At 52.1% G+C, this 25,051-nt stretch carries 27 protein-coding genes; 17 read left to right on the top strand and 10 right to left on the bottom strand.

What is annotated here, in order from left to right:
- Positions 1-131: 131 nt before the first annotated feature.
- The 3 genes from plsC (at position 132) to HEN33_RS00115 (ending at position 4,684) form a co-directional block, all read left to right on the top strand.
- Positions 132-869 (top strand): 1-acylglycerol-3-phosphate O-acyltransferase, encoded by a 738-nt coding sequence (gene plsC / locus HEN33_RS00105; protein ID WP_000965713.1) that lies wholly within the window; start codon positions 132-134, stop codon positions 867-869.
- Positions 870-942: 73 nt separating this feature from the next.
- Positions 943-2,355 (top strand): cell division protein FtsP, encoded by a 1,413-nt coding sequence (gene ftsP, locus HEN33_RS00110; RefSeq protein ID WP_088541756.1) that lies wholly within the window; start codon positions 943-945, stop codon positions 2,353-2,355.
- A 109-nt stretch (positions 2,356-2,464) separates the two neighbouring features.
- Positions 2,465-4,684: a YgiQ family radical SAM protein gene (locus tag HEN33_RS00115; RefSeq protein WP_176263715.1), complete on the top strand. Its 2,220-nt coding sequence runs from the start codon at positions 2,465-2,467 to the stop codon at positions 4,682-4,684.
- A 38-nt stretch (positions 4,685-4,722) separates the two neighbouring features.
- On the opposite strand, the gene HEN33_RS00120 is transcribed toward HEN33_RS00115, so the two are convergent.
- The 5 genes from HEN33_RS00120 to yqhD all read right to left on the bottom strand — a co-directional run bounded on the left by HEN33_RS00120 (position 4,723) and on the right by yqhD (position 8,500).
- The gene (locus tag HEN33_RS00120; protein WP_176263716.1) at positions 4,723-4,953 is read right to left on the bottom strand and encodes an LPP leucine zipper domain-containing protein; all 231 of its coding nucleotides are present in this window, start codon (positions 4,951-4,953) and stop codon (positions 4,723-4,725) included.
- Between the two features lie 17 nt (positions 4,954-4,970).
- Positions 4,971-5,228: a lipoprotein YqhH gene (gene yqhH / locus HEN33_RS00125; protein ID WP_000848528.1), complete on the bottom strand. Its 258-nt coding sequence runs from the start codon at positions 5,226-5,228 to the stop codon at positions 4,971-4,973.
- 50 nt (positions 5,229-5,278) lie between these two features.
- Positions 5,279-6,205, bottom strand: coding sequence for a YbjP/YqhG family protein (locus HEN33_RS00130; RefSeq protein ID WP_176263717.1), 927 nt, complete (start codon positions 6,203-6,205; stop codon positions 5,279-5,281).
- Positions 6,206-6,404: 199 nt separating this feature from the next.
- Positions 6,405-7,232, bottom strand: a complete 828-nt coding sequence (dkgA, locus tag HEN33_RS00135; protein WP_176263718.1) for a 2,5-didehydrogluconate reductase DkgA — start codon at positions 7,230-7,232, stop codon at positions 6,405-6,407.
- 104 nt (positions 7,233-7,336) lie between these two features.
- On the bottom strand, positions 7,337-8,500 hold the full coding sequence (yqhD, locus tag HEN33_RS00140; protein WP_001058802.1) for an alcohol dehydrogenase: 1,164 nt from the start codon (positions 8,498-8,500) through the stop codon (positions 7,337-7,339).
- Between the two features lie 193 nt (positions 8,501-8,693).
- Here yqhD and yqhC point away from each other — a divergent pair, with 193 nt between their 5' ends.
- Positions 8,694-9,593: an AraC family transcriptional regulator gene (gene yqhC / locus HEN33_RS00145; protein WP_203219654.1), complete on the top strand. Its 900-nt coding sequence runs from the start codon at positions 8,694-8,696 to the stop codon at positions 9,591-9,593.
- A 39-nt stretch (positions 9,594-9,632) separates the two neighbouring features.
- Here the strand turns inward: yqhC and yghB are convergent, their stop codons facing one another.
- Together yghB and metC are read right to left on the bottom strand one after the other, a co-directional pair.
- Positions 9,633-10,292, bottom strand: a complete 660-nt coding sequence (gene yghB / locus HEN33_RS00150) for a DedA family general envelope maintenance protein YghB (protein ID WP_000268419.1) — start codon at positions 10,290-10,292, stop codon at positions 9,633-9,635.
- Between the two features lie 139 nt (positions 10,293-10,431).
- Positions 10,432-11,619: a cystathionine beta-lyase gene (gene metC, locus HEN33_RS00155; protein ID WP_176263720.1), complete on the bottom strand. Its 1,188-nt coding sequence runs from the start codon at positions 11,617-11,619 to the stop codon at positions 10,432-10,434.
- 251 nt (positions 11,620-11,870) lie between these two features.
- Here metC and exbB point away from each other — a divergent pair, with 251 nt between their 5' ends.
- Positions 11,871-12,605: a tol-pal system-associated acyl-CoA thioesterase gene (gene exbB / locus HEN33_RS00160; RefSeq protein WP_000527851.1), complete on the top strand. Its 735-nt coding sequence runs from the start codon at positions 11,871-11,873 to the stop codon at positions 12,603-12,605.
- Between the two features lie 6 nt (positions 12,606-12,611).
- Positions 12,612-13,037, top strand: a complete 426-nt coding sequence (gene exbD / locus HEN33_RS00165; RefSeq protein WP_001240714.1) for a TonB system transport protein ExbD — start codon at positions 12,612-12,614, stop codon at positions 13,035-13,037.
- 160 nt (positions 13,038-13,197) lie between these two features.
- Here exbD and yghA read toward each other — a convergent pair whose 3' ends face one another.
- On the bottom strand, positions 13,198-14,082 hold the full coding sequence (gene yghA / locus HEN33_RS00170; protein ID WP_176263721.1) for an NADP(+)-dependent aldehyde reductase: 885 nt from the start codon (positions 14,080-14,082) through the stop codon (positions 13,198-13,200).
- Positions 14,083-14,272: 190 nt separating this feature from the next.
- On the opposite strand from yghA, the gene HEN33_RS00175 reads away from it, so the two are divergent.
- A complete protein-coding gene (locus tag HEN33_RS00175; RefSeq protein WP_000439331.1) occupies positions 14,273-14,767 on the top strand; it encodes a TIGR00645 family protein in 495 nt (164 codons plus the stop codon).
- Positions 14,768-14,806: 39 nt separating this feature from the next.
- Here HEN33_RS00175 and gpr read toward each other — a convergent pair whose 3' ends face one another.
- Positions 14,807-15,847, bottom strand: a complete 1,041-nt coding sequence (gene gpr, locus HEN33_RS00180; protein ID WP_000262163.1) for an L-glyceraldehyde 3-phosphate reductase — start codon at positions 15,845-15,847, stop codon at positions 14,807-14,809.
- Between the two features lie 156 nt (positions 15,848-16,003).
- On the opposite strand from gpr, the gene yghX reads away from it, so the two are divergent.
- The 10 genes from yghX (at position 16,004) to hybG (ending at position 24,031) form a co-directional block, all read left to right on the top strand.
- Positions 16,004-16,891: a YghX family hydrolase gene (gene yghX / locus HEN33_RS00185; protein ID WP_001360974.1), complete on the top strand. Its 888-nt coding sequence runs from the start codon at positions 16,004-16,006 to the stop codon at positions 16,889-16,891.
- Positions 16,892-17,009: 118 nt separating this feature from the next.
- A complete protein-coding gene (gene yghW / locus HEN33_RS00190; RefSeq protein WP_001059139.1) occupies positions 17,010-17,297 on the top strand; it encodes a DUF2623 family protein YghW in 288 nt (95 codons plus the stop codon).
- Between the two features lie 188 nt (positions 17,298-17,485).
- Positions 17,486-18,604, top strand: coding sequence for a hydrogenase 2 small subunit (gene hybO / locus HEN33_RS00195; RefSeq protein ID WP_000145410.1), 1,119 nt, complete (start codon positions 17,486-17,488; stop codon positions 18,602-18,604).
- A gap of 2 nt (positions 18,605-18,606) precedes the next feature.
- Positions 18,607-19,593: a hydrogenase 2 operon protein HybA gene (gene hybA, locus HEN33_RS00200; protein WP_001081868.1), complete on the top strand. Its 987-nt coding sequence runs from the start codon at positions 18,607-18,609 to the stop codon at positions 19,591-19,593.
- Complete coding sequence (gene hybB, locus HEN33_RS00205; protein ID WP_000017694.1) at positions 19,583-20,761, top strand: Ni/Fe-hydrogenase cytochrome b subunit; 1,179 nt, start codon at positions 19,583-19,585, stop codon at positions 20,759-20,761. Before hybA ends, hybB begins: the two co-directional genes overlap by 11 nt.
- Entirely contained in the window at positions 20,758-22,461 is a 1,704-nt protein-coding gene (gene hybC, locus HEN33_RS00210; RefSeq protein ID WP_000083074.1) for a hydrogenase 2 large subunit, read from the top strand. Before hybB ends, hybC begins: the two co-directional genes overlap by 4 nt.
- Positions 22,461-22,955, top strand: a complete 495-nt coding sequence (locus HEN33_RS00215; RefSeq protein ID WP_001221940.1) for a HyaD/HybD family hydrogenase maturation endopeptidase — start codon at positions 22,461-22,463, stop codon at positions 22,953-22,955. The genes hybC and HEN33_RS00215 overlap by 1 nt, the downstream gene beginning before the upstream one ends.
- Positions 22,948-23,436: a hydrogenase-2 assembly chaperone gene (gene hybE, locus HEN33_RS00220; RefSeq protein ID WP_000134014.1), complete on the top strand. Its 489-nt coding sequence runs from the start codon at positions 22,948-22,950 to the stop codon at positions 23,434-23,436. Before HEN33_RS00215 ends, hybE begins: the two co-directional genes overlap by 8 nt.
- Positions 23,429-23,770, top strand: coding sequence for a hydrogenase maturation nickel metallochaperone HypA (gene hypA, locus HEN33_RS00225; RefSeq protein WP_000544953.1), 342 nt, complete (start codon positions 23,429-23,431; stop codon positions 23,768-23,770). Before hybE ends, hypA begins: the two co-directional genes overlap by 8 nt.
- A 12-nt stretch (positions 23,771-23,782) precedes the next feature.
- On the top strand, positions 23,783-24,031 hold the full coding sequence (hybG, locus tag HEN33_RS00230; protein WP_000334896.1) for a hydrogenase maturation factor HybG: 249 nt from the start codon (positions 23,783-23,785) through the stop codon (positions 24,029-24,031).
- A gap of 132 nt (positions 24,032-24,163) precedes the next feature.
- Here hybG and yghU read toward each other — a convergent pair whose 3' ends face one another.
- Positions 24,164-25,030 carry a glutathione-dependent disulfide-bond oxidoreductase gene (gene yghU / locus HEN33_RS00235; protein ID WP_001352936.1) on the bottom strand — a complete coding sequence of 289 codons (867 nt, stop codon included), beginning with the start codon at positions 25,028-25,030 and terminating at the stop codon, positions 24,164-24,166.
- Positions 25,031-25,051: the final 21 nt, after the last annotated feature.

The raw sequence follows: 25,051 nt of genomic DNA on the forward strand, positions 1-25,051 counted from the left end.
TCCCTTGAAACCGTTGTTTATTCATGCGTTGCGATTAACAATACGCTTTTCCAGAGAGCGGCTTTTAACAATGCCCTAACCTGATTTCAGGTGACGTACAATGCCAGTCTCTCAGACCTTCAGAGGGTGTTATGCTATATATCTTTCGTCTTATTATTACCGTGATTTACAGCATCTTAGTCTGTGTATTCGGCTCCATTTACTGCCTTTTCAGCCCGCGTAACCCGAAACATGTAGCCACCTTTGGGCATATGTTTGGTCGTCTTGCGCCGCTGTTTGGCCTGAAAGTTGAGTGTCGCAAACCTGCAGATGCTGAAAGCTACGGCAATGCTATTTATATTGCTAACCACCAGAACAACTATGACATGGTGACAGCATCGAACATCGTGCAACCGCCGACGGTGACGGTAGGTAAAAAGAGTTTGCTGTGGATCCCCTTCTTTGGTCAGTTGTACTGGCTAACCGGCAACTTATTGATCGACAGAAATAACCGCACTAAAGCTCACGGCACCATTGCAGAAGTAGTGAATCACTTCAAAAAACGCCGTATTTCCATCTGGATGTTCCCGGAAGGTACCCGCAGCCGTGGTCGCGGCCTGCTGCCGTTCAAGACCGGGGCATTTCACGCGGCAATTGCGGCAGGCGTCCCGATTATTCCCGTGTGCGTCTCTACAACTTCGAATAAGATTAATCTTAATCGACTGCACAACGGCTTGGTTATTGTCGAAATGCTGCCGCCAATTGACGTGAGTCAGTATGGTAAAGACCAGGTTCGCGAGTTGGCTGCCCATTGTCGTTCGATAATGGAACAAAAAATCGCTGAGCTCGATAAAGAAGTCGCAGAACGCGAAGCCGCCGGAAGAGTTTAAGTCGGCAATCTGTATTTTTGCGGGAACACTTTCCTGCACGGTATTACTTTAGCCAGTTTTACATGGAGCAAATATGTCACTCAGTCGGCGTCAGTTCATTCAGGCATCGGGGATTGCACTTTGTGCAGGCGTTGTTCCCCTGAAGGCCAGCGCAGCCGGGCAACAGCAACCGCTACCCGTTCCGCCGCTGCTTGAATCTCGCCGTGGGCAACCGCTGTTTATGACTGTACAACGTGCGCACTGGTCATTTACGCCAGGAACGCGCGCATCGGTCTGGGGAATCAATGGTCGTTACCTGGGGCCGACTATCCGCGTCTGGAAGGGCGATGATGTTAAGCTGATCTACAGTAACCGCCTGACAGAAAATGTCTCAATGACGGTGTCTGGTTTACAGGTGCCTGGCCCGCTGATGGGCGGTCCGGCACGGATGATGTCGCCAAACGCTGACTGGGCACCCGTATTACCCATTCGCCAGAACGCAGCGACATTGTGGTATCACGCTAATACCCCCAATCGCACGGCTCAGCAGGTCTATAATGGCCTTGCCGGAATGTGGCTGGTGGAAGATGAAGTCAGCAAGTCGCTGCCTATCCCCAACCATTATGGTGTGGATGATTTTCCGGTCATTATCCAGGATAAACGGCTGGATAACTTTGGTACGCCAGAATACAACGAACCGGGAAGCGGCGGCTTTGTTGGAGATACGCTGCTGGTCAACGGTGTACAAAGCCCGTACGTTGAAGTCTCGCGTGGCTGGGTGCGCTTGCGTCTGTTGAACGCGTCGAACTCTCGTCGCTATCAACTACAGATGAGCGATGGTCGCCCGTTACATGTGATTTCTGGCGATCAGGGATTCTTGCCTGCTCCTGTATCGGTGAAGCAACTTTCGCTGGCACCGGGCGAGCGCCGCGAGATTCTGGTGGATATGAGCAACGGTGATGAAGTGTCGATCACCTGTGGCGAAGCGGCGAGCATTGTTGATCGTATTCGTGGCTTCTTTGAGCCATCCAGCATTCTGGTTTCTACGCTGGTGCTCACGTTGCGCCCAACCGGGCTACTGCCGCTGGTTACTGACAGCCTGCCGATGCGCCTGCTGCCAACTGAAATTATGGCCGGTTCGCCGATTCGCAGTCGCGATATCAGTCTGGGTGATGACCCGGGTATCAATGGGCAGCTGTGGGACGTCAACCGTATTGATGTCACCGCGCAGCAAGGAACGTGGGAACGCTGGACGGTACGCGCGGACGAGCCGCAAGCGTTCCATATTGAAGGCGTGATGTTCCAGATCCGTAACGTGAATGGCGCGATGCCGTTCCCGGAAGACAGAGGCTGGAAAGATACCGTTTGGGTTGACGGACAAGTGGAGCTGCTTGTTTATTTCGGTCAGCCTTCCTGGGCGCACTTCCCGTTCTACTTCAACAGTCAGACGCTGGAAATGGCGGACCGTGGCTCGATTGGGCAATTGTTGGTCAATCCGGTACCGTAATCGCCATACTCGCCCGAGAGGGCGAGTATGGAATACTTTTCGATTTCTCTTTCGTTCCGGCTTATAATCCCCGGCCTTTGATTATTTTTTTATCATTTCTGGAAGCAAAATGAGCTCTATCTCCCTGATCCAACCGGATCGCGACCTGTTCTCCTGGCCGCAGTACTGGGCCGCCTGTTTTGGACCGGCACCGTTTTTGCCGATGTCTCGTGAAGAGATGGATCAACTTGGCTGGGATAGCTGCGACATCATTTTGGTTACTGGCGACGCGTATGTCGATCACCCCAGCTTCGGGATGGCGATTTGCGGTCGTATGCTTGAAGCGCAGGGCTTTCGCGTTGGGATCATCGCCCAACCGGACTGGAGCAGCAAAGACGATTTCATGCGTCTGGGTAAACCGAATCTGTTTTTCGGTGTTACCGCGGGCAACATGGACTCAATGATCAACCGTTACACCGCCGATCGCCGTTTGCGTCATGACGACGCTTACACTCCGGATAACGTCGCGGGCAAGCGCCCGGATCGCGCCACGCTGGTTTATACCCAGCGCTGTAAAGAGGCGTGGAAAGATGTGCCGGTGATCCTTGGCGGTATCGAAGCCAGCCTGCGTCGTACCGCGCATTATGATTACTGGTCTGACACCGTGCGCCGTTCCGTGCTGGTGGATTCGAAAGCCGACATGCTGATGTTTGGTAACGGCGAACGTCCGCTGGTGGAAGTGGCGCATCGTCTGGCGATGGGCGAGCCGATTAACGAAATCCGCGATGTGCGTAATACCGCGATTATCGTGAAAGAGGCACTGCCTGGCTGGAGCGGCGTGGATTCCACCCGTCTTGATACCCCTGGGAAAATCGACCCGATCCCGCATCCGTATGGCGAAGATTTGCCGTGCGCGGATAACAAACCGGTGGCCCCGAAAAAGCAGGAAGCGAAAGCCGTAACCGTGCAGCCGCCGCGCCCGAAACCGTGGGAAAAAACTTACGTATTGCTGCCTTCTTTCGAGAAAGTGAAGGGCGATAAAGTGCTGTACGCCCATGCTTCGCGCATTCTGCACCACGAAACCAACCCTGGCTGCGCCCGAGCATTGATGCAAAAACATGGCGACCGCTATGTGTGGATCAACCCGCCTGCCATCCCGCTTTCCACCGAAGAGATGGACAGCGTCTTTGCGCTGCCGTACAAGCGCGTGCCGCATCCGGCTTACGGTGATGCCCGTATTCCGGCTTACGAAATGATCCGTTTCTCGGTCAACATTATGCGTGGCTGCTTTGGCGGCTGTTCTTTCTGCTCTATTACCGAGCATGAAGGGCGCATTATTCAGAGCCGTTCCGAAGATTCGATCATCAATGAGATTGAGGCGATCCGCGACACCGTTCCAGGTTTTACGGGCGTGATTTCCGATCTCGGCGGCCCAACTGCCAACATGTATATGTTGCGCTGCAAATCGCCGCGCGCCGAGCAGACCTGCCGTCGCTTGTCATGCGTTTACCCGGATATTTGTCCGCATATGGACACTAACCACGAACCAACGATCAACCTCTATCGCCGCGCGCGCGATCTGAAAGGTATTAAAAAGATCCTGATTGCCTCAGGCGTACGTTATGACATCGCCGTAGAAGATCCGCGCTATATTAAAGAGCTGGCGACCCATCACGTCGGCGGTTATCTGAAGATCGCCCCGGAACATACCGAAGAAGGGCCGTTGTCGAAGATGATGAAGCCGGGCATGGGTAGCTATGACCGCTTTAAAGAACTGTTCGATACCTACTCGAAACAGGCGGGGAAAGAGCAGTATCTGATCCCGTATTTCATCTCCGCGCACCCCGGTACGCGCGATGAAGATATGGTGAATCTGGCGTTGTGGCTGAAGAAACATCGCTTCCGCCTCGACCAGGTACAGAACTTCTACCCGTCGCCGCTGGCTAACTCGACCACTATGTATTACACCGGCAAAAACCCGCTGGCGAAGATTGGCTATAAGAGCGAAGACGTCTTTGTACCGAAGGGCGACAAGCAGCGTCGCCTGCATAAAGCGTTGTTGCGTTACCACGATCCGGCAAACTGGCCGTTAATCCGCCAGGCGCTGGAAGCGATGGGCAAAAAGCATCTGATTGGCAGTCGTCGCGATTGCTTAGTGCCTGCGCCGACCATTGACGAGATGCGTGAAGCTCGCCGTCAGAACCGCAATACCCGTCCGGCGTTGACGAAACATACGCCGATGGCGACCCAGCGTCAGACGCCTGCTACGGCAAAAAAAGCGCCGTCTACGCAATCTCGCCCGCAGAATGCTGGCGCGAAGAAACGCCCTAAAGCGGCGGCAGGTCGTTAAGTGAAGTGTGCCCGGCAGCAATGATGCTGCCGGGAAATTTATAATCTTGGTTTGAAAGGACTGTTACGAACGTCTAAGCGGTAATGCGCTCTTGCTGTTTCGTCTTTAACTTGCTGAATTTCCGGACGCAGGGCGTCAATATCCTGTTGCAGTTGATTAATTTTGTTATTCAATGCCTGTATATCATGTTCCAGGCGTTCAATTTTGGCATTGCTGGTACAGCCAACCAGACACAGCGCCAGCGGAATGGATAAGATAAGTTTGTTCATTTTGAATTCCAGAACCGTCATTCCGCATACATACGTAAGCAGCGCAGGCAATCGAAATAGTCCTGGGCGTCAAGACGCGTATTGGCTCTGTTAGCTTCGGATTTTGCCGCATAGATTTGCGGGCGTAATGCTTTCATATCCTGCTCAAGCCGGGCGATTTTGGCATTTAATGTTTGCACATTGCTCGCCAGCTGATTGACCTTTTGCTCATTGACGCAGCCACTGAGCAAGCAGGTTGCCAGAACAACAGCTCCCACGGTGAAAATCGTTTTCATATAGTGTTCCCTTTTATTTATTGTTCCGGCTAATTGTTATTTAATTCAGCTCATTGCTTTAATCTGGCTGCGGTTTTTGCCTCAATTTGCTTAAGTAGGCTGCCGCTGTTCGGGCGGATAAAATCAGCGATTTCCCACTTACCTTCGCGCCGCTGTAAAACCAGTTCTTGCTCTTCGTTGTTGCCATTGGTCAGCGTAAAACGAACATGAATGCGGGCGGAATCGGCGGTTTTCTCCAGGACACGGATTTCATCAACGCGTGAAAATAGCGACTCTTCGCCAAAACAGATCGGATTGTCGTAAATAAATTGCCGTTCTATTTGCATATCTTCATCGGGATTGTTGGCAGTCTTGAAGGTGGTTTTATAGAAGGCATTGACCGCCTGGCGGTAAGAGTCGGAAACCACCCACGTCCACGGCCAGCTATAATCAGCAATATGTTCAAAGAGTTCGGCAACAAAGGCTTCCGGCTGTTCTTTTTGCAACGAAGCTATAGCGGCCAGCGTTTTTTCATTCTCGCTATTAATTGCTTGTAAGACGCTGCCATGATTGCTGACAATATCGTCAATGACCCAACGACCATTTTCCGCCACCATTTTCAGTGTCTGCGTGGTCTTTTCTTTATCGTCTTTAAAGATACGAAAGCGCACAACGGCATCGGCATGATCGGCGTCAGGTTGGGTTATCGCTACGCTTTCTAACACCAGATCGCCAAAATCCTGACAATCACAAACCGGATCATAATCCAGCCAGCCAATATTGCCCGGCAGCGTAAGATTGTCGTTCAGGGTAAGCGCCTGTTGAATACGCGCAGAAGTTATCGCTCGCTCTCCGGTTTCACCAAAATAAGGCGTACTGGCATCTGATTTATAGTTCTGATAAATCTGCCGGACTGTTTGTTCTACGGTCTGTGAGGGAGGCTGTGCGTGTACGGTAAAACTTGCCAGGGCTGCTAAAAACAGAAGTATTATTTTCATCTGTTTTTCACCTCTCCGTTGCGTTCATCCCGGATGTAAATGAGTTGTTCCTTTAAGAGCTTCCGGCTCTGCATGATGATGTCCTTATATTTGGCATTCCTGAACAAGGAAGAGTAACAATGGGCGTGACGCGAGGGGAATAAATGATTTCTGAAAAGTCCGGTAGCGGAACATTACCGCCACCGGAAGAATTTGCGCGTTAGCCGCCGAACTGGTCGGGATCGGGGCCGAGGCGTTTGCCCTGGTCGAGTTTGGCAATTTCACCTAGCTCGTCTTTGTCGAGACGGAAATCCCAGACATCAAAGTTTTCGGCAATACGTGAAGGTGTGACCGATTTCGGGATCACCACCAGGCCGTTATCCAGATGCCAGCGGATAACAATCTGCGCCGGGGTTTTGCCGTATTTATCTGCCAGATCGCGAATGACTTTCTGATCGAAAACGCCTTTCCCACCTTGCGCTAATGGGCTCCAGGATTCGGTCTGGATTTTGTGTGTCGCGTTCCAGGCGTGAAGCAGGCGTTGCTGCATCAGCGGGTGGAGTTCAATCTGGTTTATCACCGGCGTCACGCCAGTTTCATCAATCAGGCGTTGCAAGTGATGGATCTGGAAGTTGCACACGCCGATGCTTTTGATTAATCCCTCTTTTTGCAATTCGATCATGCCTTTCCATGCTTCGACATAATGGTCGATAGCAGGAACGGGCCAGTGCATTAAGTAAAGGTCGACATAATCAAGCTGGAGTTTTTTCAGGCTGTCGAGCAGGGCTTCGCGGGGGCGCTTGTGGTCGTCGTTCCAAAGTTTAGTGGTGATGAACAGTTCTTCTCTGTTAACTGAGGCATTTTTCAGGGCTTTGCCGACACCTTCTTCGTTCTTATAGGCCGCGGCGGTATCAATCGAGCGATAACCCACGTCTAACGCTTTTTGAATGGCAGTGATTACTTCCTCATTACTTGCTTGCCAGACGCCCAGTCCCAACTGGGGCATGACATTGCCATCCTGTAGCTTAATAACGGTTGGATTAGCCATACGTTCCTCCTTTATATGAACTCACCGGAGCAGGCTCCGGTGAGGTGTTGTGAACTTAAGTCTGGACGAAATGCCCGAAAACGAAAGTTTGAGGCGTAAAAAGCTTAGCGGGCGGCTTCGTATATGCGGCGGCTGACATCCAGCGTAATGTCATGATTTTCGCCCAGTTGGGTCATACCGTGCTCTTCCAGTTTTTTCAACAAAGCCGGGATGGAGCTGCCGTCCAGACCGTAGTCGGAGAGGTGGGTCGGCACGCCTAATTGCTCAAAGAAATTGCGGGTTGCGGCAATCGCGGCGTCAATACGCTCATCGTCGGAACCTTCTGTGATGTTCCAGACGCGTTCAGCATATTGCAGCAGCTTAGCGCGCTTGGTATCGCGTTTTTCATTCCACAGTGCAGGCAGGACGATAGCCAGCGTTTGCGCGTGATCCAGACCGTGCATCGCAGTCAGTTCGTGGCCCAGCATATGCGTTGCCCAATCCTGGGGTACACCTGCGCCAATTAAACCGTTCAGCGCCTGAGTCGCCGCCCACATAACGTTGGCGCGTACATCGTAGTTTTCTGGCTCTTTCAGGGCTTTCGGACCATCTTCGATCAGCGTCAGCAAAATGCCTTCTGCGAAACGGTCCTGAATTTTGGCATCAACCGGTTTTGTAACATACTGTTCCACGGTGTGCACAAAGGCATCCACTACACCGTTAGCCACCTGACGCGGCGGCAGAGTGTAGGTATAAACCGGATCGAGCACGGCAAATACCGGCTGAACATGGGCAGAATGGAACGCCTGCTTGTCGCCTGTAGTTTTACGGGAGATGACCGCACCTGCGTTGGATTCTGAACCGGTCGCTGGCAGCGTCAGCACACAGCCCATCGGGATAGCGCTTTTAATCTCTTTACCGCCCGTTTGCAGAATGTGCCACGGATCGATATTTTCTGGATAGTTAGCCGCCGCAGCGATAAATTTGGTGCCGTCCAGTACAGAACCGCCGCCAACCGCCAGCAGGAAGGTTACTTTCTGTTCGCGAACCAGTTTCACGGCATTCATCAGCGTTTCATAAGCCGGGTTTGGCTCAATACCGCCAAATTCCAGCACGTCCATGCCTTTCAGGGCATCCAGAACTTGATCGAGAACGCCGGTTTTTTTCACGCTGCCGCCGCCGTAGGTAATCAATACGCGTGCATCGTGAGGAATTTGCTCGCGTAAACCAGCGATTGCGCCTTTACCAAACAGAATGCGGGTTGGGGTGTGCAGATTAAAGTTGTTCATTACTTGCTCCCTTTGCTGGGTCAATATGAGGGCAGAGATCGGTCTGCCTGATGTTTTTCATTGTGGTCGCCAGCGCCGTACCTCTCAATGCTCATTTCTGCCAATGTCTTGCCTATTTCTCCAGAGTGCTGGAGAAATGCTACAAAATTGCGCACAATCAAATTGCCACATTATTCCTAAGAAATTACGCGATATGAAACGTGAAGAGATTTGCCGCTTGCTGGCGGATAAAGTTAATAAACTGAAAAATAAAGAAAATAGTTTGTCAGAGCTGTTGCCCGATGTGCGTTTGTTGTATGGCGAGACGCCTTTCGCACGTACGCCGGTGATGTACGAGCCTGGCATCATAATTCTCTTTTCTGGGCATAAAATCGGTTATATCAATGAACGCGTGTTTCGTTATGATGCCAATGAATATCTGCTGCTGACGGTGCCGTTGCCGTTTGAGTGCGAAACTTATGCCACGTCAGAGGTACCGCTGGCAGGGTTGCGTCTCAATGTCGATATTTTGCAGTTACAGGAACTGTTGATGGACATTGGCGAAGATGAGTATTTCCAGCCGTCGATGGCAGCCAGCGGGATTAACTCTGCCACGTTATCAGAAGAGATTTTATGCGCGGCGGAGCGGTTACTCGACGTGATGGAGCGACCGCTGGATGCGCGTATTCTCGGCAAACAGATCATCCGCGAAATTCTGTACTACGTGCTGACCGGACCTTGCGGTGGCGCGTTACTGGCGCTGGTCAGCCGTCAGACCCACTTCAGCCTGATTAGTCGTGTGCTGAAACGAATTGAGAATAAATACACCGAAAACCTGAGCGTCGAGCAACTGGCGGCAGAAGCCAACATGAGCGTATCGGCGTTCCACCATAATTTTAAGTCTGTCACTAGCACCTCCCCGTTGCAGTATTTGAAGAATTACCGTCTGCATAAGGCGCGGATGATGATTATCCACGACGGCATGAAGGCCAGTGCAGCAGCGATGCGCGTCGGCTACGAAAGCGCGTCGCAATTTAGCCGTGAGTTTAAACGTTACTTTGGTGTGACACCGGGGGAGGATGCGGCAAGAATGCGGGCGATGCAGGGGAGTTAAATGCGTTCCCGGTACCGCAACCGGGAACGGGGGAAATTGTCAGGCGTTACAGTATTTCTTTTTAATCACCACAAACAGCGTGCCTAACAAGCCTGCAGTTAACAAGGCAATCGGCAGGATCATCAGGAATGTCATTACCTGATCTTCATGCCGTTTAACGAACGGAATCATGCTTAAGGCATAGCCGAAACTGGTTACTACGCTGACCCACAGCAATCCGCTTAGCCAGTTGAAAAACTGGAAGCGGCGGTTTGGCAGACCGGAAATACCCGCCATGGTTGGCAACAGCGTACGGACAAATGCGAGAAAACGTCCAGCCAGCAGCGCCAGCAGACCGTGACGGTCAAACATACAGGTAGCACGCTGGTGATATTTGGCAGGAAGCTGTGCCAGCCAGCCTTTCACCGTTTTAGTATTCCCTAACCAGCGCCCCTGAATATAACTTAACCAGCAGCCCAAACTTGCTGCGGCGGTCAGAATCGCAATCGTTGGCAGAAAATCCATAACCCCCTGGGCAATCAATGCGCCTGCCAGTATCAACAAGCTGTCGCCTGGCAAAAATGAGGCGGGCAGCAGGCCGTTTTCTAAAAACAGCGTGGCAAACATGACAAAGTAAACAACGCTAACAATATGAGGATCCGCCAGCGCGGCAAAGTCGTGTTGCCAGAGCGCAGCGATGATATCTTGAATAACAGCCATGGACTTTCCTGTGGAACAGCGTTTAAGCCTTTATCTGCCTATTGTACTCCTGAATCACCCGGGACGCCTTGATCCCGGACGCAACAATTTAAGACTTTTCACAATTAAATGTCTGCAAAATTGTCCAAAAGTGGCAATGTTATACAATTCGCGCAAAACCGGCGTCCAGATCGGCAATCAGATCGTCGACATCTTCCAGACCAATATGCAGGCGAATCAAGGTCCCGCTAAAATCGATCTCGCCTTGTGGACGAATGGCGGCGATATGTTCTGGTTGATTTGCCAGGATCAACGATTCATACCCGCCCCACGAGTAGGCCATGCTGAATAAACTGAAGTTATCCAGATAGTTCGCCAGCTCTTCAGCATTGAGTTTTTTCTTAAGCACGAAGGAAAATAACCCGCTGCTGCCTGTAAAGTCTCGTTGCCAGAATTCGTGACCTTTACTGCCAGGCAGAGCAGGGTGGTTAACTCGCGCTACTTGCGGATGTTCTGCCAGCCATTCAGCCACTTTCAGACTGCTTTCATGATGTTGACGCAGGCGAACACCCAAAGTGCGCAGGCCACGGCTGGTTATATAGGCGGTATCGGCATCAACCATCTGGCCCATCAGATAGGCATTCTCCCGCAGCTGCTCCCAGCAACGGGCATTGCACACGGCAGTGCCAATCATCGCATCTGAATGCCCCACCAGATATTTGGTAGCGGCCTGAATGGAAACATCGATGCCAAAATCCAGCGCCTTAAACAGCACACCGGCCGCCCAGGTGTTATCGATCATAATGATGGCATCCGGCACCACACTGCGCACGGCGGCAACAATCGCCGGAACGTCGTGGACTTCCATGGTGATGGAGCCTGGGGATTCCAGAAACACGATTTTAGTGTTTGGCTGCACATGTTTAACGATATTTGCGCCAATCAGCGGATCAAACCACGATGTCGTTACGCCCAGTTTGCTGAGGATTTTGCTACAGAAATCCTGACTCGGTTCATAGGCGGTGTTGGTCATCAACACATGATCGCCCTGTTCGACAAAAGCAAGAATAGAATTAGCAACCGCCGCCGCCCCGCAGGGGAACAGCACGCAGCCTGCGCCACCTTCCAGTTCGCACATCGCTTCTTGTAAGGAGAAATGGGTTAACGTTCCGCGCCGTCCATAAAACAACTCGCCATTGGCGCGATTGCGCGTCGCGTGTTTTTTGGCTTCCACACTGTCAAAGACCAGCGAAGAAGCGCGCTGAATCACGCTATTTACCGCGCCGAGAGTGTATTTTTTGCTGCGTCCTGCGTTCACCAGTTGAGTATCAAGCTTTTTGTCCGCCATCTCGGGATTCCTGTTTTTATACGTCTGGATGTCTAAACTAGCATGAATATTCGCGGGCGCATCCTGAAGAATTGGCATAAAGCAGAAAATTTTCGCAAATGGCGTGCTGGTGACTTTTTTACTGCGTAAACGCAAGGAAAAGAAAACAAAGGTACGGCAGTATGCAAATAGTAATGAGAACGACTATCAATTCGACGTCGTTTTGATATTATTATGCGCAGATTTTGTGATTTGCGTCCTGGAGATACACAGTGGGTAATAATTTAATGCAGACGGATCTTTCCGTCTGGGGTATGTATCAGCACGCCGATATTGTCGTTAAGTGCGTGATGATTGGGCTTATTTTGGCGTCCGTAGTCACCTGGGCAATCTTCTTCAGTAAGAGCGTTGAGTTCTTCAATCAGAAGCGTCGCCTGAAACGCGAACAGCAACTGCTGGCCCAAGCGCGTTCCTTGAACCAGGCCAACGATATCGCCGCTGATTTTGGTAGCAAAAGCTTAAGCCTGCATTTGCTCAATGAAGCGCAGGATGAGCTGGAACTGTCAGAAGGCAGCGACGATAACGAAGGTATTAAAGAACGTACCAGCTTCCGTCTGGAGCGTCGGGTCGCTGCAGTGGGTCGTCAAATGGGCCGCGGTAACGGCTACCTTGCAACCATCGGCGCGATTTCGCCGTTTGTGGGCCTCTTTGGTACGGTCTGGGGCATCATGAACAGCTTTATCGGTATTGCGCAAACGCAGACCACTAATCTGGCTGTCGTTGCGCCGGGTATCGCAGAAGCTCTGTTAGCAACGGCAATCGGCCTCGTGGCAGCGATTCCGGCGGTCGTTATCTATAACGTATTTGCACGTCAGATTGGCGGCTTTAAAGCGATGCTGGGTGATGTCGCAGCGCAGGTATTGTTGCTGCAAAGTCGTGACCTGGATCTGGAAGCCAGCGCCGCTGCGCATCCGGTTCGTGTCGCCCAAAAATTACGCGCAGGATAATGTCCGATGGCAATGCATCTTAACGAAAACCTTGACGATAACGGCGAAATGCATGATATCAACGTGACGCCGTTTATCGACGTGATGTTGGTTCTGCTGATTATCTTTATGGTGGCAGCGCCGTTAGCGACGGTAGATGTGAAGGTGAACTTGCCTGCTTCTACCAGCACGCCGCAGCCTCGTCCGGAAAAACCGGTTTATCTGTCGGTGAAGGCGGACAACTCGATGTTTATCGGTAACGATCCGGTCACCGATGAAACAATGGTTACAGCGCTGAATGCGTTAACCGAAGGTAAGAAAGACACCACTATCTTCTTCCGTGCGGATAAAACCGTCGATTACGAGACGTTGATGAAGGTAATGGATACGCTGCATCAGGCGGGTTACCTGAAGATAGGTTTGGTTGGCGAAGAAACTGCCAAAGCGAAGTAAAGACAATTGCCTGATGCGCTACGCTTATCAGGCCTACAAAATCTATCGCAACGTATTGAATTTTCATGAATTTGTAGGCCGGATAAGGCGTTCACGCCGCATCCGGCAAGAGTTATAAAGTACGATGATGCCCGGTGGCTTTATACAACCGGGCATTTTTTTAGCCTAAATGTTCGCCGCCGCACACGCCGTGTACTTCTGCAGTGACATAGCTCGACTCCTGACTTGCCAGATAAACATACACTGGGGCCAGCTCCGCCGGTTGTCCTGCACGTTTCATTGGTGTTTGCTGACCAAACTGCGGGATCTTATCCTGCGTTTGTCCGCCGGAAATTTGCAGTGCTGTCCAGATCGGGCCTGGCGCAACAATATTCACCCGAATACCTTTCTCCGCGACCTGTTTTGCCAGGCCTCGGCTGTAGTTCAGAATCGCCGCCTTCGTAGCCGCATAGTCCAGTAAATGCGGGCTTGGCTGGTATGCCTGGATTGACGAAGTGGTGATGATACTGGCACCTTTCGGTAGCAGGGGGATCGCTTCCTGGGTGAGCCAGAACAGTGCGAAAACGTTAATGGCAAACGTCTTTTGAAACTGTTCGCTGGTGAGGTCTGCAATATCAGGAATAGCAACCTGTTTCCCGGCGACCAGCGCCATAATATCCAGCCCGCCTAACGCCTTATGCGCTTCGTGAACCAGCGAACGGGCAAACTTCTCATCGCTTAAATCGCCAGGCAGCAGGACGGCTTTGCGTCCGCATTCTTCAATGATCTTTTTCACATCCTGAGCGTCTTCTTCTTCCACGGGAAGATAACTGATCGCTACGTCAGCGCCTTCACGCGCGTAAGCGATGGCGGCAGCACGACCGATTCCGGAATCGCCCCCTGTCACCAGTGCTTTACGATCTTTCAGGCGACCGCTACCAACATAGGATTTCTCGCCGCAATCCGGCACCGGTGTCATTTTCGCCTGGATGCCTGGCGTCGGTTGTTTCTGTTTGGGATATTCACCAGTGTAATACTGCGTGGTCGGGTCTTTTAAATGAGACATTGTTTTTCTCCCTTCAGGTTCAACGTCCTTTAAGGGTAGACGCTCTCGATGCGTTGATAAGGGAACCAGGAAGATCCCTAAACCTCGGATTTATGCGACAAAGGTTTAACGGATATGTTGATTTGCTGTTGCGCGCTGTTTACTCAATTGCGATATACTGTTGCCCGTTTTAACTACACGACAGGAATGTATGGAACGTTTTCTTGAAAATGCAATGTATGCTTCTCGCTGGCTGCTTGCCCCCGTGTACTTTGGCCTTTCGCTGGCGTTAGTTGCTCTGGCGCTGAAGTTCTTCCAGGAGATTATTCACGTACTGCCGAATATCTTCTCGATGGCGGAATCAGATTTGATCCTCGTGTTGCTGTCGCTGGTGGATATGACGCTAGTTGGCGGTTTGCTGGTGATGGTGATGTTTTCCGGTTATGAGAATTTCGTCTCGCAGCTGGATATCTCCGAGAACAAAGAGAAGCTGAACTGGCTGGGGAAAATGGACGCAACGTCGCTGAAAAACAAAGTAGCAGCGTCGATTGTGGCAATTTCTTCCATTCACTTACTGCGCGTCTTTATGGATGCGAAAAATGTCCCTGATAACAAACTGATGTGGTACGTCATTATCCATCTGACGTTTGTGCTCTCTGCATTTGTGATGGGCTATCTTGACCGACTGACTCGTCATAATCACTGATCTGATTCGGGCGCGGTTCTCGCGCCCGTTATTAACAGGTCATTTATCGGAAGACGCCTGCCACAGATTCAGCTCGCCATCGGCGATATGCTGATCAATCTGCGCCAGCTCCTCGGTGCTAAATGTCAGATTATTCAGCGCCTGCACGTTCTCCTCAAGTTGCTCCGCGCGGCTGGCACCAATCAATACCGACGTCACTCGCTCATCTTTCAGCAACCAGCTTAACGCCATTTGCGCCATTGATTGTCCACGCTGCTGTGCCATTTCATTCAATAACCGCAGGCTGTTGAGGTTGGCTTCGGTGAGCATTTTCGGCGTCAGACCACGAACTTTATTCCCTTCACGATGCATCCGTGAATCTTGCGGAATACCGTTGAGATATTTTCCGGTCAGCAATCCCTGAGCCAGAGGAGTAAAGGCAATGCAGCCCACGCCGTTATGTTGCAGGGTATCCAGCAGGCCGCTTTTATCCACCCAGCGGTTCAGTAAATTGTACGAAGGTTGATGAATTAACAGCGGAATTTTCCACTCGCGCAGCAACTCGACCATTTTTTGCGTCCGCTCTGGCGAGTAAGAGGAGATCCCGACATAAAGCGCCTTACCGCTTTGTACCGCATGAGCCAGCGCAGAGGCGGTTTCTTCCATCGGCGTATTTTCATCGACGCGATGAGAGTAAAAGATATCGACATACTCAAGCCCCATCCGCTTCAGGCTTTGGTCGAGGCTGGCGAGCAGGTATTTACGTGAGCCGCCAGAGCCGTACGGGCCGGGCCACATATCGTATCCGGCTTTGGTAGAGATAATCAGTTCATCGCGATAAGCGGCAAAATCCTCCCGCAGCAGGCGCCCAAAGTTCTCTTCTGCGCTTCCTGGAGGCGGCCCGTAATTGTTGGCTAAATCAAAGTGCGTAATGCCCAAATCAAACGCTTTGCGCAGGATCGCACGCTGTGATTCCAGTGCGTTAACGTGACCGAAATTGTGCCATAAACCGAGCGATAACGCGGGCAGGCGTAAACCGCTTTTTCCGCAATAGCGGTATTGCATCTGCCCGTAACGTTCGGGATTCGCTAACCAGACCATGACCTCTCCTTTCCACCATTCAATTTCGAAACAATGTTTCCAGTTTAGCGATTTACCAGGGGGGATCCCGTAGCATCGCTCACAGTGTGACGAAAAACTGGGCAAAAACACGTGCTTATGCTTTGCTTAAAAAAACACCAATTGAGGAGTGCAATGATGCCGCGTCTGACCGCTAAAGATTTCCCACAAGAGTTGCTGGATTACTACGACTATTACGCTCACGGGAAAATTTCGAAACGTGAGTTCCTCAACCTTGCGGCGAAGTATGCGGTGGGCGGGATGACGGCATTAGCGTTGTTTGATTTGCTCAAGCCAAATTATGCGCTGGCGACTCAGGTAGAGTTTACCGACCCGGAAATTGTTGCTGAGTACATCACGTATTCTTCGCCAAATGGTCACGGCGAGGTACGGGGTTATCTGGTGAAGCCCGCAAAGATGAGCGGCAAAACGCCAGCCGTGGTGGTGGTGCATGAGAATCGTGGACTGAATCCGTATATCGAAGATGTGGCACGGCGAGTAGCTAAGGCGGGGTATATCGCCCTGGCACCTGACGGCTTAAGTTCCGTTGGAGGTTATCCGGGTAATGATGATAAAGGTCGTGAGCTGCAACAGCAGGTTGATCCAACCAAACTGATGAATGATTTCTTTGCCGCAATTGAGTTTATGCAACGCTATCCGCAAGCGACAGGCAAAGTGGGTATTACCGGATTTTGCTATGGCGGTGGTGTATCGAACGCGGCGGCTGTCGCGTATCCGGAACTGGCCTGCGCGGTGCCGTTTTATGGTCGTCAGGCACCCACTGCCGATGTGGCGAAGATTGAAGCGCCTTTACTGCTCCACTACGCGGAACTGGATACCCGAATCAACGAGGGCTGGCCCGCTTACGAGGCGGCGTTGAAAGCCAATAATAAGGTCTATGAGGCGTATATCTATCCGGGGGTTAATCACGGATTCCATAATGATTCCACGCCCCGTTATGACAAATCTGCCGCCGATCTTGCCTGGCAAAGGACGCTGAAATGGTTCGATAAATATCTCTCCTGATAGGTTTATCTCTTACGGGATTACGTCTTAAACAAGCATGAAAAAATAGCGTGCGCAAAAGTCGTTCTTTGCCTAAAATATCGCTATATATGACAATATATAGCGAATGAGGTGAACGATGAATAACCATTTTGGTAAAGGCTTAATGGCGGGATTAAAAGCAACGCATGCCGACAGTGCGGTTAATGTGACAAAATACTGTGCCGATTATAAACGCGGTTTTGTATTAGGCTACTCACACCGGATGTACGAAAAGACCGGAGATCGCCAGCTTAGCGCCTGGGAAGCGGGGATTCTGACGCGCCGCTATGGACTGGATAAAGAGATGGTAATGGATTTCTTTCGTGAGAATAATTCCTGTTCTACGTTGCGCTTTTTTATGGCCGGTTATCGCCTCGAAAATTGATCAAACATACGTATTATCTTGCTTTAATTAATTACACTAATGCTTATTCCCTTCGTTTTAGTGCCCCGCCGCAGTATCATGATATCGATAACCATAATAAATGTGTGGTAAATGGCGCATCGATCGCATTATTGATTTTGCGATTGAGGCAAAATATATGCCAGGTCTTCGCAACGGAATAACTATAAATGACTGGAGATAACACCCTCATCCATTCTCACGGCATTAACCGTCGTGATTTCATGAAGCTTTGTGCAGCATTAGCCGCCACCATGGGGTTAAGTAGCAAAGCCGCTGCAGAAATGGCCGAATCGGTTACTAACCCGCAGCGTCCGCCAGTTATCTGGATTGGCGCGCAGGAGTGCACCGGTTGTACGGAATCTCTGCTTCGTGCAACGCATCCAACGGTAGAAAACCTCGTGCTGGAGACTATCTCTCTCGAGTATCACGAAGTGCTTTCCGCCGCCTTCGGTCATCAGGTCGAAGAGAACAAACATAACGCTCTCGAGAAGTACAAAGGGCAGTATGTGTTAGTGGTGGATGGTTCTATCCCATTAAAAGATAACGGTATTTATTGCATGGTTGCCGGTGAGCCGATTGTGGATCACATCCGCAAAGCGGCGGAAGGCGCAGCAGCCATTATCGCTATCGGTTCCTGCTCTGCGTGGGGCGGTGTTGCCGCAGCTGGAGTTAACCCAACTGGCGCAGTCAGCCTGCAAGAAGTTCTACCGGGCAAAACCGTTATCAACATTCCGGGCTGCCCACCGAACCCGCACAACTTCCTCGCGACCGTTGCGCACATCATCACTTACGGCAAACCGCCGAAACTGGATGACAAAAACCGTCCGACTTTCGCCTATGGCCGTCTGATTCACGAACACTGCGAACGCCGCCCGCACTTCGATGCTGGTCGTTTTGCCAAAGAGTTCGGTGATGAAGGCCACCGCGAAGGCTGGTGCCTGTACCACCTCGGCTGTAAAGGGCCAGAAACTTACGGCAACTGCTCAACGCTGCAATTCTGCGATGTTGGTGGTGTGTGGCCGGTGGCGATTGGTCACCCGTGCTATGGCTGTAACGAAGAAGGTATCGGCTTCCATAAAGGCATCCATCAGCTTGCCAACGTCGAAAACCAGACTCCGCGTTCGCAGAAACCGGATGTTAACGCTAAAGAGGGCGGCAACGTCTCTGCGGGCGCTATCGGTTTGCTCGGCGGTGTGGTTGGGCTGGTTGCCGGTGTCAGCGTGATGGCGGTGCGTGAACTGGGTCGTCAGCAAAAGAAAGATAACGCTGACTCACGGGGAGAATAACCGTGAACAGACGTAATTTTATTAAAGCAGCCTCCTGCGGGGCATTGCTGACGGGCGCGTTGCCGTCGGTCAGTCATGCGGCTGCTGAAAACCGCCCGCCAATTCCGGGATCGCTGGGTATGTTGTATGACTCGACGCTGTGCGTAGGCTGCCAGGCTTGCGTCACTAAGTGTCAGGATATCAACTTCCCTGAACGTAACCCACAAGGGGAACAGACCTGGTCGAACAACGACAAACTGTCGCCGTACACCAATAACATCATTCAGGTGTGGACCAGCGGCACGGGAGTCAACAAAGACCAGGAAGAGAACGGCTATGCGTACATTAAGAAACAGTGTATGCACTGCGTCGATCCGAACTGTGTCTCCGTGTGCCCGGTCTCCGCGCTGAAAAAAGATCCGAAAACCGGCATTGTCCATTACGACAAAGATGTGTGCACCGGCTGCCGTTACTGCATGGTCGCCTGCCCGTACAACGTGCCGAAGTACGACTACAACAACCCGTTTGGTGCGCTGCATAAGTGCGAGCTGTGCAACCAGAAAGGTGTGGAACGTCTCGATAAAGGGGGTCTGCCTGGCTGCGTAGAAGTGTGCCCGGCGGGCGCGGTGATTTTTGGTACGCGTGAAGAGCTGATGGCGGAGGCGAAAAAACGTCTGGCGCTGAAGCCTGGCAGCGAATACCACTATCCGCGTCAGACGCTGAAATCTGGCGACACTTACCTGCATACGGTGCCGAAATATTATCCGCATCTGTACGGCGAGAAAGAGGGCGGCGGTACTCAGGTACTGGTACTGACGGGTGTGCCTTATGAAAATCTCGACCTGCCGAAACTGGACGATCTTTCTACTGGTGCGCGTTCCGAACATGTTCAACACACCCTGTATAAAGGCATGATGCTACCACTGGCTGTGCTGGCGGGCTTAACCGTGCTGGTTCGTCGCAACACCAAAAACGACCATCACGACGGAGGAGACGATCATGAGTCATGATCCACAACCGCTGGGCGGCAAAATCATCAGTAAACCGGTCATGATTTTTGGACCGTTAATCGTCATCTGTATGCTCCTGATTGTGAAGCGTCTGGTGTTCGGTCTGGGCTCTGTCTCTGACCTGAACGGCGGCTTCCCGTGGGGCGTGTGGATCGCGTTTGACCTGTTGATCGGCACCGGCTTCGCCTGTGGCGGCTGGGCGCTGGCGTGGGCGGTATACGTCTTTAACCGTGGGCAATACCATCCGCTGGTACGTCCGGCACTGTTGGCAAGTCTGTTTGGTTACTCACTGGGTGGCTTGTCGATCACTATCGACGTGGGTCGCTACTGGAACCTGCCGTACTTCTACATTCCGGGTCACTTCAACGTGAACTCGGTACTGTTCGAGACGGCGGTCTGTATGACTATCTACATCGGCGTGATGGCACTGGAATTTGCTCCGGCATTGTTTGAACGTCTGGGCTGGAAGGTGTCGCTCAAACGTCTGAATAAGGTGATGTTCTTCATCATCGCGCTCGGTGCGCTGCTGCCAACTATGCACCAGTCTTCAATGGGGTCGCTGATGATCTCGGCGGGCTACAAGGTGCATCCACTGTGGCAAAGCTATGAAATGTTGCCGCTGTTCTCGCTGCTGACGGCGTTCATCATGGGCTTCTCGATTGTCATTTTTGAAGGTTCGCTGGTACAGGCGGGTTTGCGTGGCAACGGTCCGGATGAGAAGAGCCTGTTCGTCAAGCTGACCAACACTATCAGCGTGCTGCTGGCGATTTTTATCGTGCTGCGCTTTGGCGAGCTGATCTATCGCGACAAGCTGTCGTTAGCGTTTGCCGGTGACTTCTACTCCGTGATGTTCTGGATTGAAGTCCTGCTGATGCTCTTCCCGCTGGTTGTTCTGCGTGTGGCGAAGCTGCGTAATGATTCCCGCATGCTGTTCCTGTCAGCACTGAGCGCACTGTTAGGTTGTGCAACCTGGCGTTTGACCTATTCGCTGGTGGCATTCAACCCGGGCGGCGGTTACGCCTACTTCCCGACCTGGGAAGAACTGTTGATTTCTATTGGTTTTGTGGCTATTGAGATTTGCGCTTACATCGTACTCATTCGTCTACTGCCGATACTTCCTCCTTTAAAACAAAACGATCATAATCGTCATGAGGCGAGCAAAGCATGAGCCAGAGAATTACTATTGATCCGGTAACCCGAATTGAAGGGCATTTACGCATCGATTGCGAAATCGAAAATGGCGTCGTTTCGAAAGCATGGGCTTCCGGTACCATGTGGCGCGGCATGGAAGAGATCGTGAAAAACCGCGATCCGCGCGATGCATGGATGATTGTGCAACGTATCTGTGGCGTATGTACTACCACTCACGCGCTGTCTTCTGTCCGTGCGGCAGAGAGTGCGCTGAATATCGACGTTCCGGTTAACGCGCAATACATCCGTAACATCATTCTGGCTGCGCACACCACGCATGACCATATCGTTCATTTCTATCAGCTTTCGGCGCTGGACTGGGTGGACATCACTTCTGCACTGCAAGCTGATCCAACCAAAGCCTCCGAAATGCTGAAAGGCGTTTCGACCTGGCATCTGAACAGCCCGGAAGAGTTCACCAAAGTTCAGAACAAGATCAAAGATCTGGTTGCCAGCGGTCAGTTGGGTATTTTCGCCAATGGCTACTGGGGTCACCCGGCAATGAAACTGCCGCCGGAAGTGAACCTGATTGCGGTAGCGCACTACCTGCAAGCGCTGGAGTGCCAGCGTGACGCTAACCGCGTCGTGGCGCTGCTGGGCGGTAAAACGCCGCACATTCAGAACCTGGCGGTAGGTGGTGTCGCGAACCCGATCAACCTGGACGGTTTGGGCGTGCTGAACCTTGAGCGCCTTATGTATATCAAGTCTTTCATCGACAAGCTGAGCGACTTTGTTGAGCAGGTTTACAAGGTTGATACCGCGGTTATCGCCGCGTTCTACCCGGAATGGCTGACGCGCGGTAAAGGTGCGGTGAACTATCTGAGCGTGCCGGAATTTCCGACCGACAGCAAAAACGGTAGCTTCCTGTTCCCGGGCGGCTACATCCAGAATGCCGATCTGTCGACTTACCGTCCGATCACTTCTCATTCCGATGAATACCTGATCAAAGGGATTCAGGAAAGCGCGAAGCACTCCTGGTATAAAGACGAAGCGCCGCAGGCACCGTGGGAAGGTACCACCATTCCGGCTTACGACGGTTGGTCTGACGACGGTAAATATTCCTGGGTGAAATCACCGACTTTCTACGGCAAAACGGTAGAAGTGGGTCCGCTGGCTAACATGCTGGTGAAACTGGCGGCAGGTCGCGAATCTACCCAAAACAAACTGAATGAAATCGTTGCGATTTATCAGAAACTGACAGGCAACACGCTGGAAGTGGCGCAGCTGCACTCCACGCTGGGCCGTATTATTGGTCGTACCGTTCACTGCTGCGAATTGCAGGATATCCTGCAAAATCAATACAGTGCACTGATTACCAATATCGGCAAAGGCGATCACACCACCTTTGTGAAGCCGAACATTCCGGCTACAGGTGAGTTCAAAGGCGTTGGCTTCCTTGAAGCACCGCGCGGTATGCTCTCTCACTGGATGGTGATCAAAGACGGTATTATCAGTAACTACCAGGCAGTTGTTCCATCAACCTGGAACTCTGGCCCGCGTAACTTCAATGACGACGTTGGTCCTTACGAACAGTCGCTGGTGGGCACGCCGGTTGCTGATCCGAATAAACCGCTGGAAGTCGTGCGAACCATTCACTCCTTTGACCCGTGCATGGCCTGTGCGGTACACGTAGTGGATGCCGACGGCAACGAAGTGGTTTCAGTGAAGGTACTGTAATGCGTATTTTAGTCTTAGGGGTTGGCAATATTTTGCTGACCGATGAAGCCATCGGTGTGCGGATTGTCGAAGCGTTAGAGCAACGATACATTCTGCCGGATTATGTTGAGATCCTCGATGGCGGCACGGCGGGAATGGAGCTGCTTGGCGACATGGCAAATCGCGATCATCTGATTATCGCCGATGCCATTGTGTCGAAAAAGAACGCGCCGGGAACGATGATGATCCTGCGGGATGAAGAAGTTCCGGCGTTGTTTACCAACAAAATCTCTCCGCATCAGCTTGGCCTGGCCGACGTATTGTCGGCCCTGCGCTTCACCGGTGAGTTTCCGAAAAAACTGACCCTGGTCGGCGTGATCCCGGAATCGCTGGAGCCGCACATCGGTTTGACACCAACGGTCGAAGCGATGATTGAACCTGCGCTTGAGCAGGTTCTGGCTGCGCTGCGCGAATCAGGCGTGGAAGCTATCCCACGGGAGGCGACTCATGACTGAAGAGATAGCAGGTTTCCAGACCTCCCCGAAGGCGCAAGTACAGGCAGCGTTTGAAGAAATTGCCCGGCGTTCGATGCACGATCTCTCTTTTCTGCATCCTTCAATGCCAGTGTATGTTTCTGACTTTACGCTGTTCGAAGGTCAGTGGACGGGGTGTGTAATCACCCCGTGGATGCTGAGTGCAGTTATCTTCCCCGGCCCGGATCAACTCTGGCCACTGCGCAAAGTCAGTGAAAAAATTGGTCTGCAACTGCCGTATGGCACCATGACCTTTACTGTTGGTGAACTGGACGGTGTTTCGCAATACCTCTCCTGCTCGCTGATGTCGCCGCTTTCGCATAGCATGTCGATTGAAGAGGGCCAACGGCTGACGGATGACTGCGCGCGGATGATCCTTTCGCTGCCGGTCACCAATCCGGATGTACCACACGCAGGGCGTCGCGCCCTGCTGTTTGGCCGCAGGAGTGGCGAAAATGCATGAGTTGTCGCTTTGCCAGAGCGCCGTTGAAATTATCCAACGGCAGGCGGAGCAGCACGATGTTAAGCGCGTCACCGCCGTGTGGCTGGAAATTGGCGCGCTCTCCTGCGTTGAGGAGAGCGCCGTCCGTTTTAGTTTTGAAATTGTCTGCCACGGAACGGTGGCGCAAGGGTGCGATTTACATATCGTCTATAAACCCGCCCAGGCCTGGTGCTGGGATTGCAGCCAGGTGGTGGAGATTCATCAGCACGATGCGCAATGCCCGCTCTGTCATGGCGAGCGGTTGCGTGTCGATACCGGCGATTCGCTGATCGTCAAAAGTATTGAAGTTGAATAACCGGAGTTAACAATGTGTATTGGCGTTCCAGGCCAGGTGCTGGCTGTCGGTGAAGATATTCACCAGCTTGCGCAGGTTGAAGTATGTGGTATCAAGCGCGACGTGAATATCGCCCTGATTTGCGAAGGTAACCCTGCCGATCTGCTGGGCCAGTGGGTGCTGGTGCACGTCGGATTTGCCATGAGCATCATCGACGAAGATGAAGCCAAAGCCACATTAGACGCGCTGCGCCAGATGGATTACGACATTACCAGCGCGTGATGATTAGCTTTTGTAGGCCTGATAAGACGCGGCAGCGTCGCATCAGGCATTGTGCTCGATTGCCGGATGCGGCGTAAACGCCTTATCCGGCCTGGATCGGCCTGGATGGCTTGCTGCGACGAACACCAACCCTTACCCCTGACGCTTATCTTCCGTATTCGTCTCGAAATCACTGGCGTCATGGCGCTCATGCAACTGCTCATTCAGCGGTCCGTTGGTGCGGTTAACAATACGCCCACGCTTCACCGCCGGACGTTCGCCTACTTCTTTCGCCCAGCGTTGCACGTGTTTATAACTGCCCGCATCAAGAAACTCTGCGGCATCATACACACCACCTAACACCACGTTGCCAAACCACGGCCAAATCGCCATATCTGCAATGGTGTACTCATCGCCCGCAACAAACTTATGCTGCGCCAGTTGCTTATCCAGCACGTCGAGCAGGCGCTTGGCTTCCATGGTAAAGCGGTTGATGGCGTATTCAATTTTCACCGGCGCGTAATGGTAAAAGTGACCAAAACCACCGCCGAGGAACGGCGCGGCACCCTGTAACCAGAACAGCCAGTTCATTGCTTCAGTACGTTTCGCCAGATCCTGCGGCAGGAAGTAGCCAAATTTCTCCGCCAGATAAAGCAGAATCGATCCAGACTCAAACACGCGGATCGGCGGAGTATGGGTATGATCGCGTAGCGCCGGGATCTTCGAGTTTGGGTTCACTTCGACAAAGCCGCTGGAGAATTGATCGCCATCGCCAATACGAATCAGCCAGGCGTCGTACTCTGCACCAGTAACGCCCAGCGCCAGCAGCTCCTCAAGCATAATCGTTACTTTCTGTCCGTTTGGCGTTCCCAGCGAATAGAGTTGCAGCGGATGTTTGCCCACCGGCAGCGTTTTTTCATGCGTCGGACCAGAAACCGGGCGATTGATATTGGCGAACGCGCCGCCAGCGGATTTATCCCACGTCCAGACTTTCGCGGGCTGATAAGTATTGTCTGTCATAGTGAGTTGCCTTCTGAGTGG

The organism is Escherichia sp. 94.0001 (assembly GCF_013369155.2).
Classification (GTDB): domain Bacteria; phylum Pseudomonadota; class Gammaproteobacteria; order Enterobacterales; family Enterobacteriaceae; genus Escherichia; species Escherichia coli_F.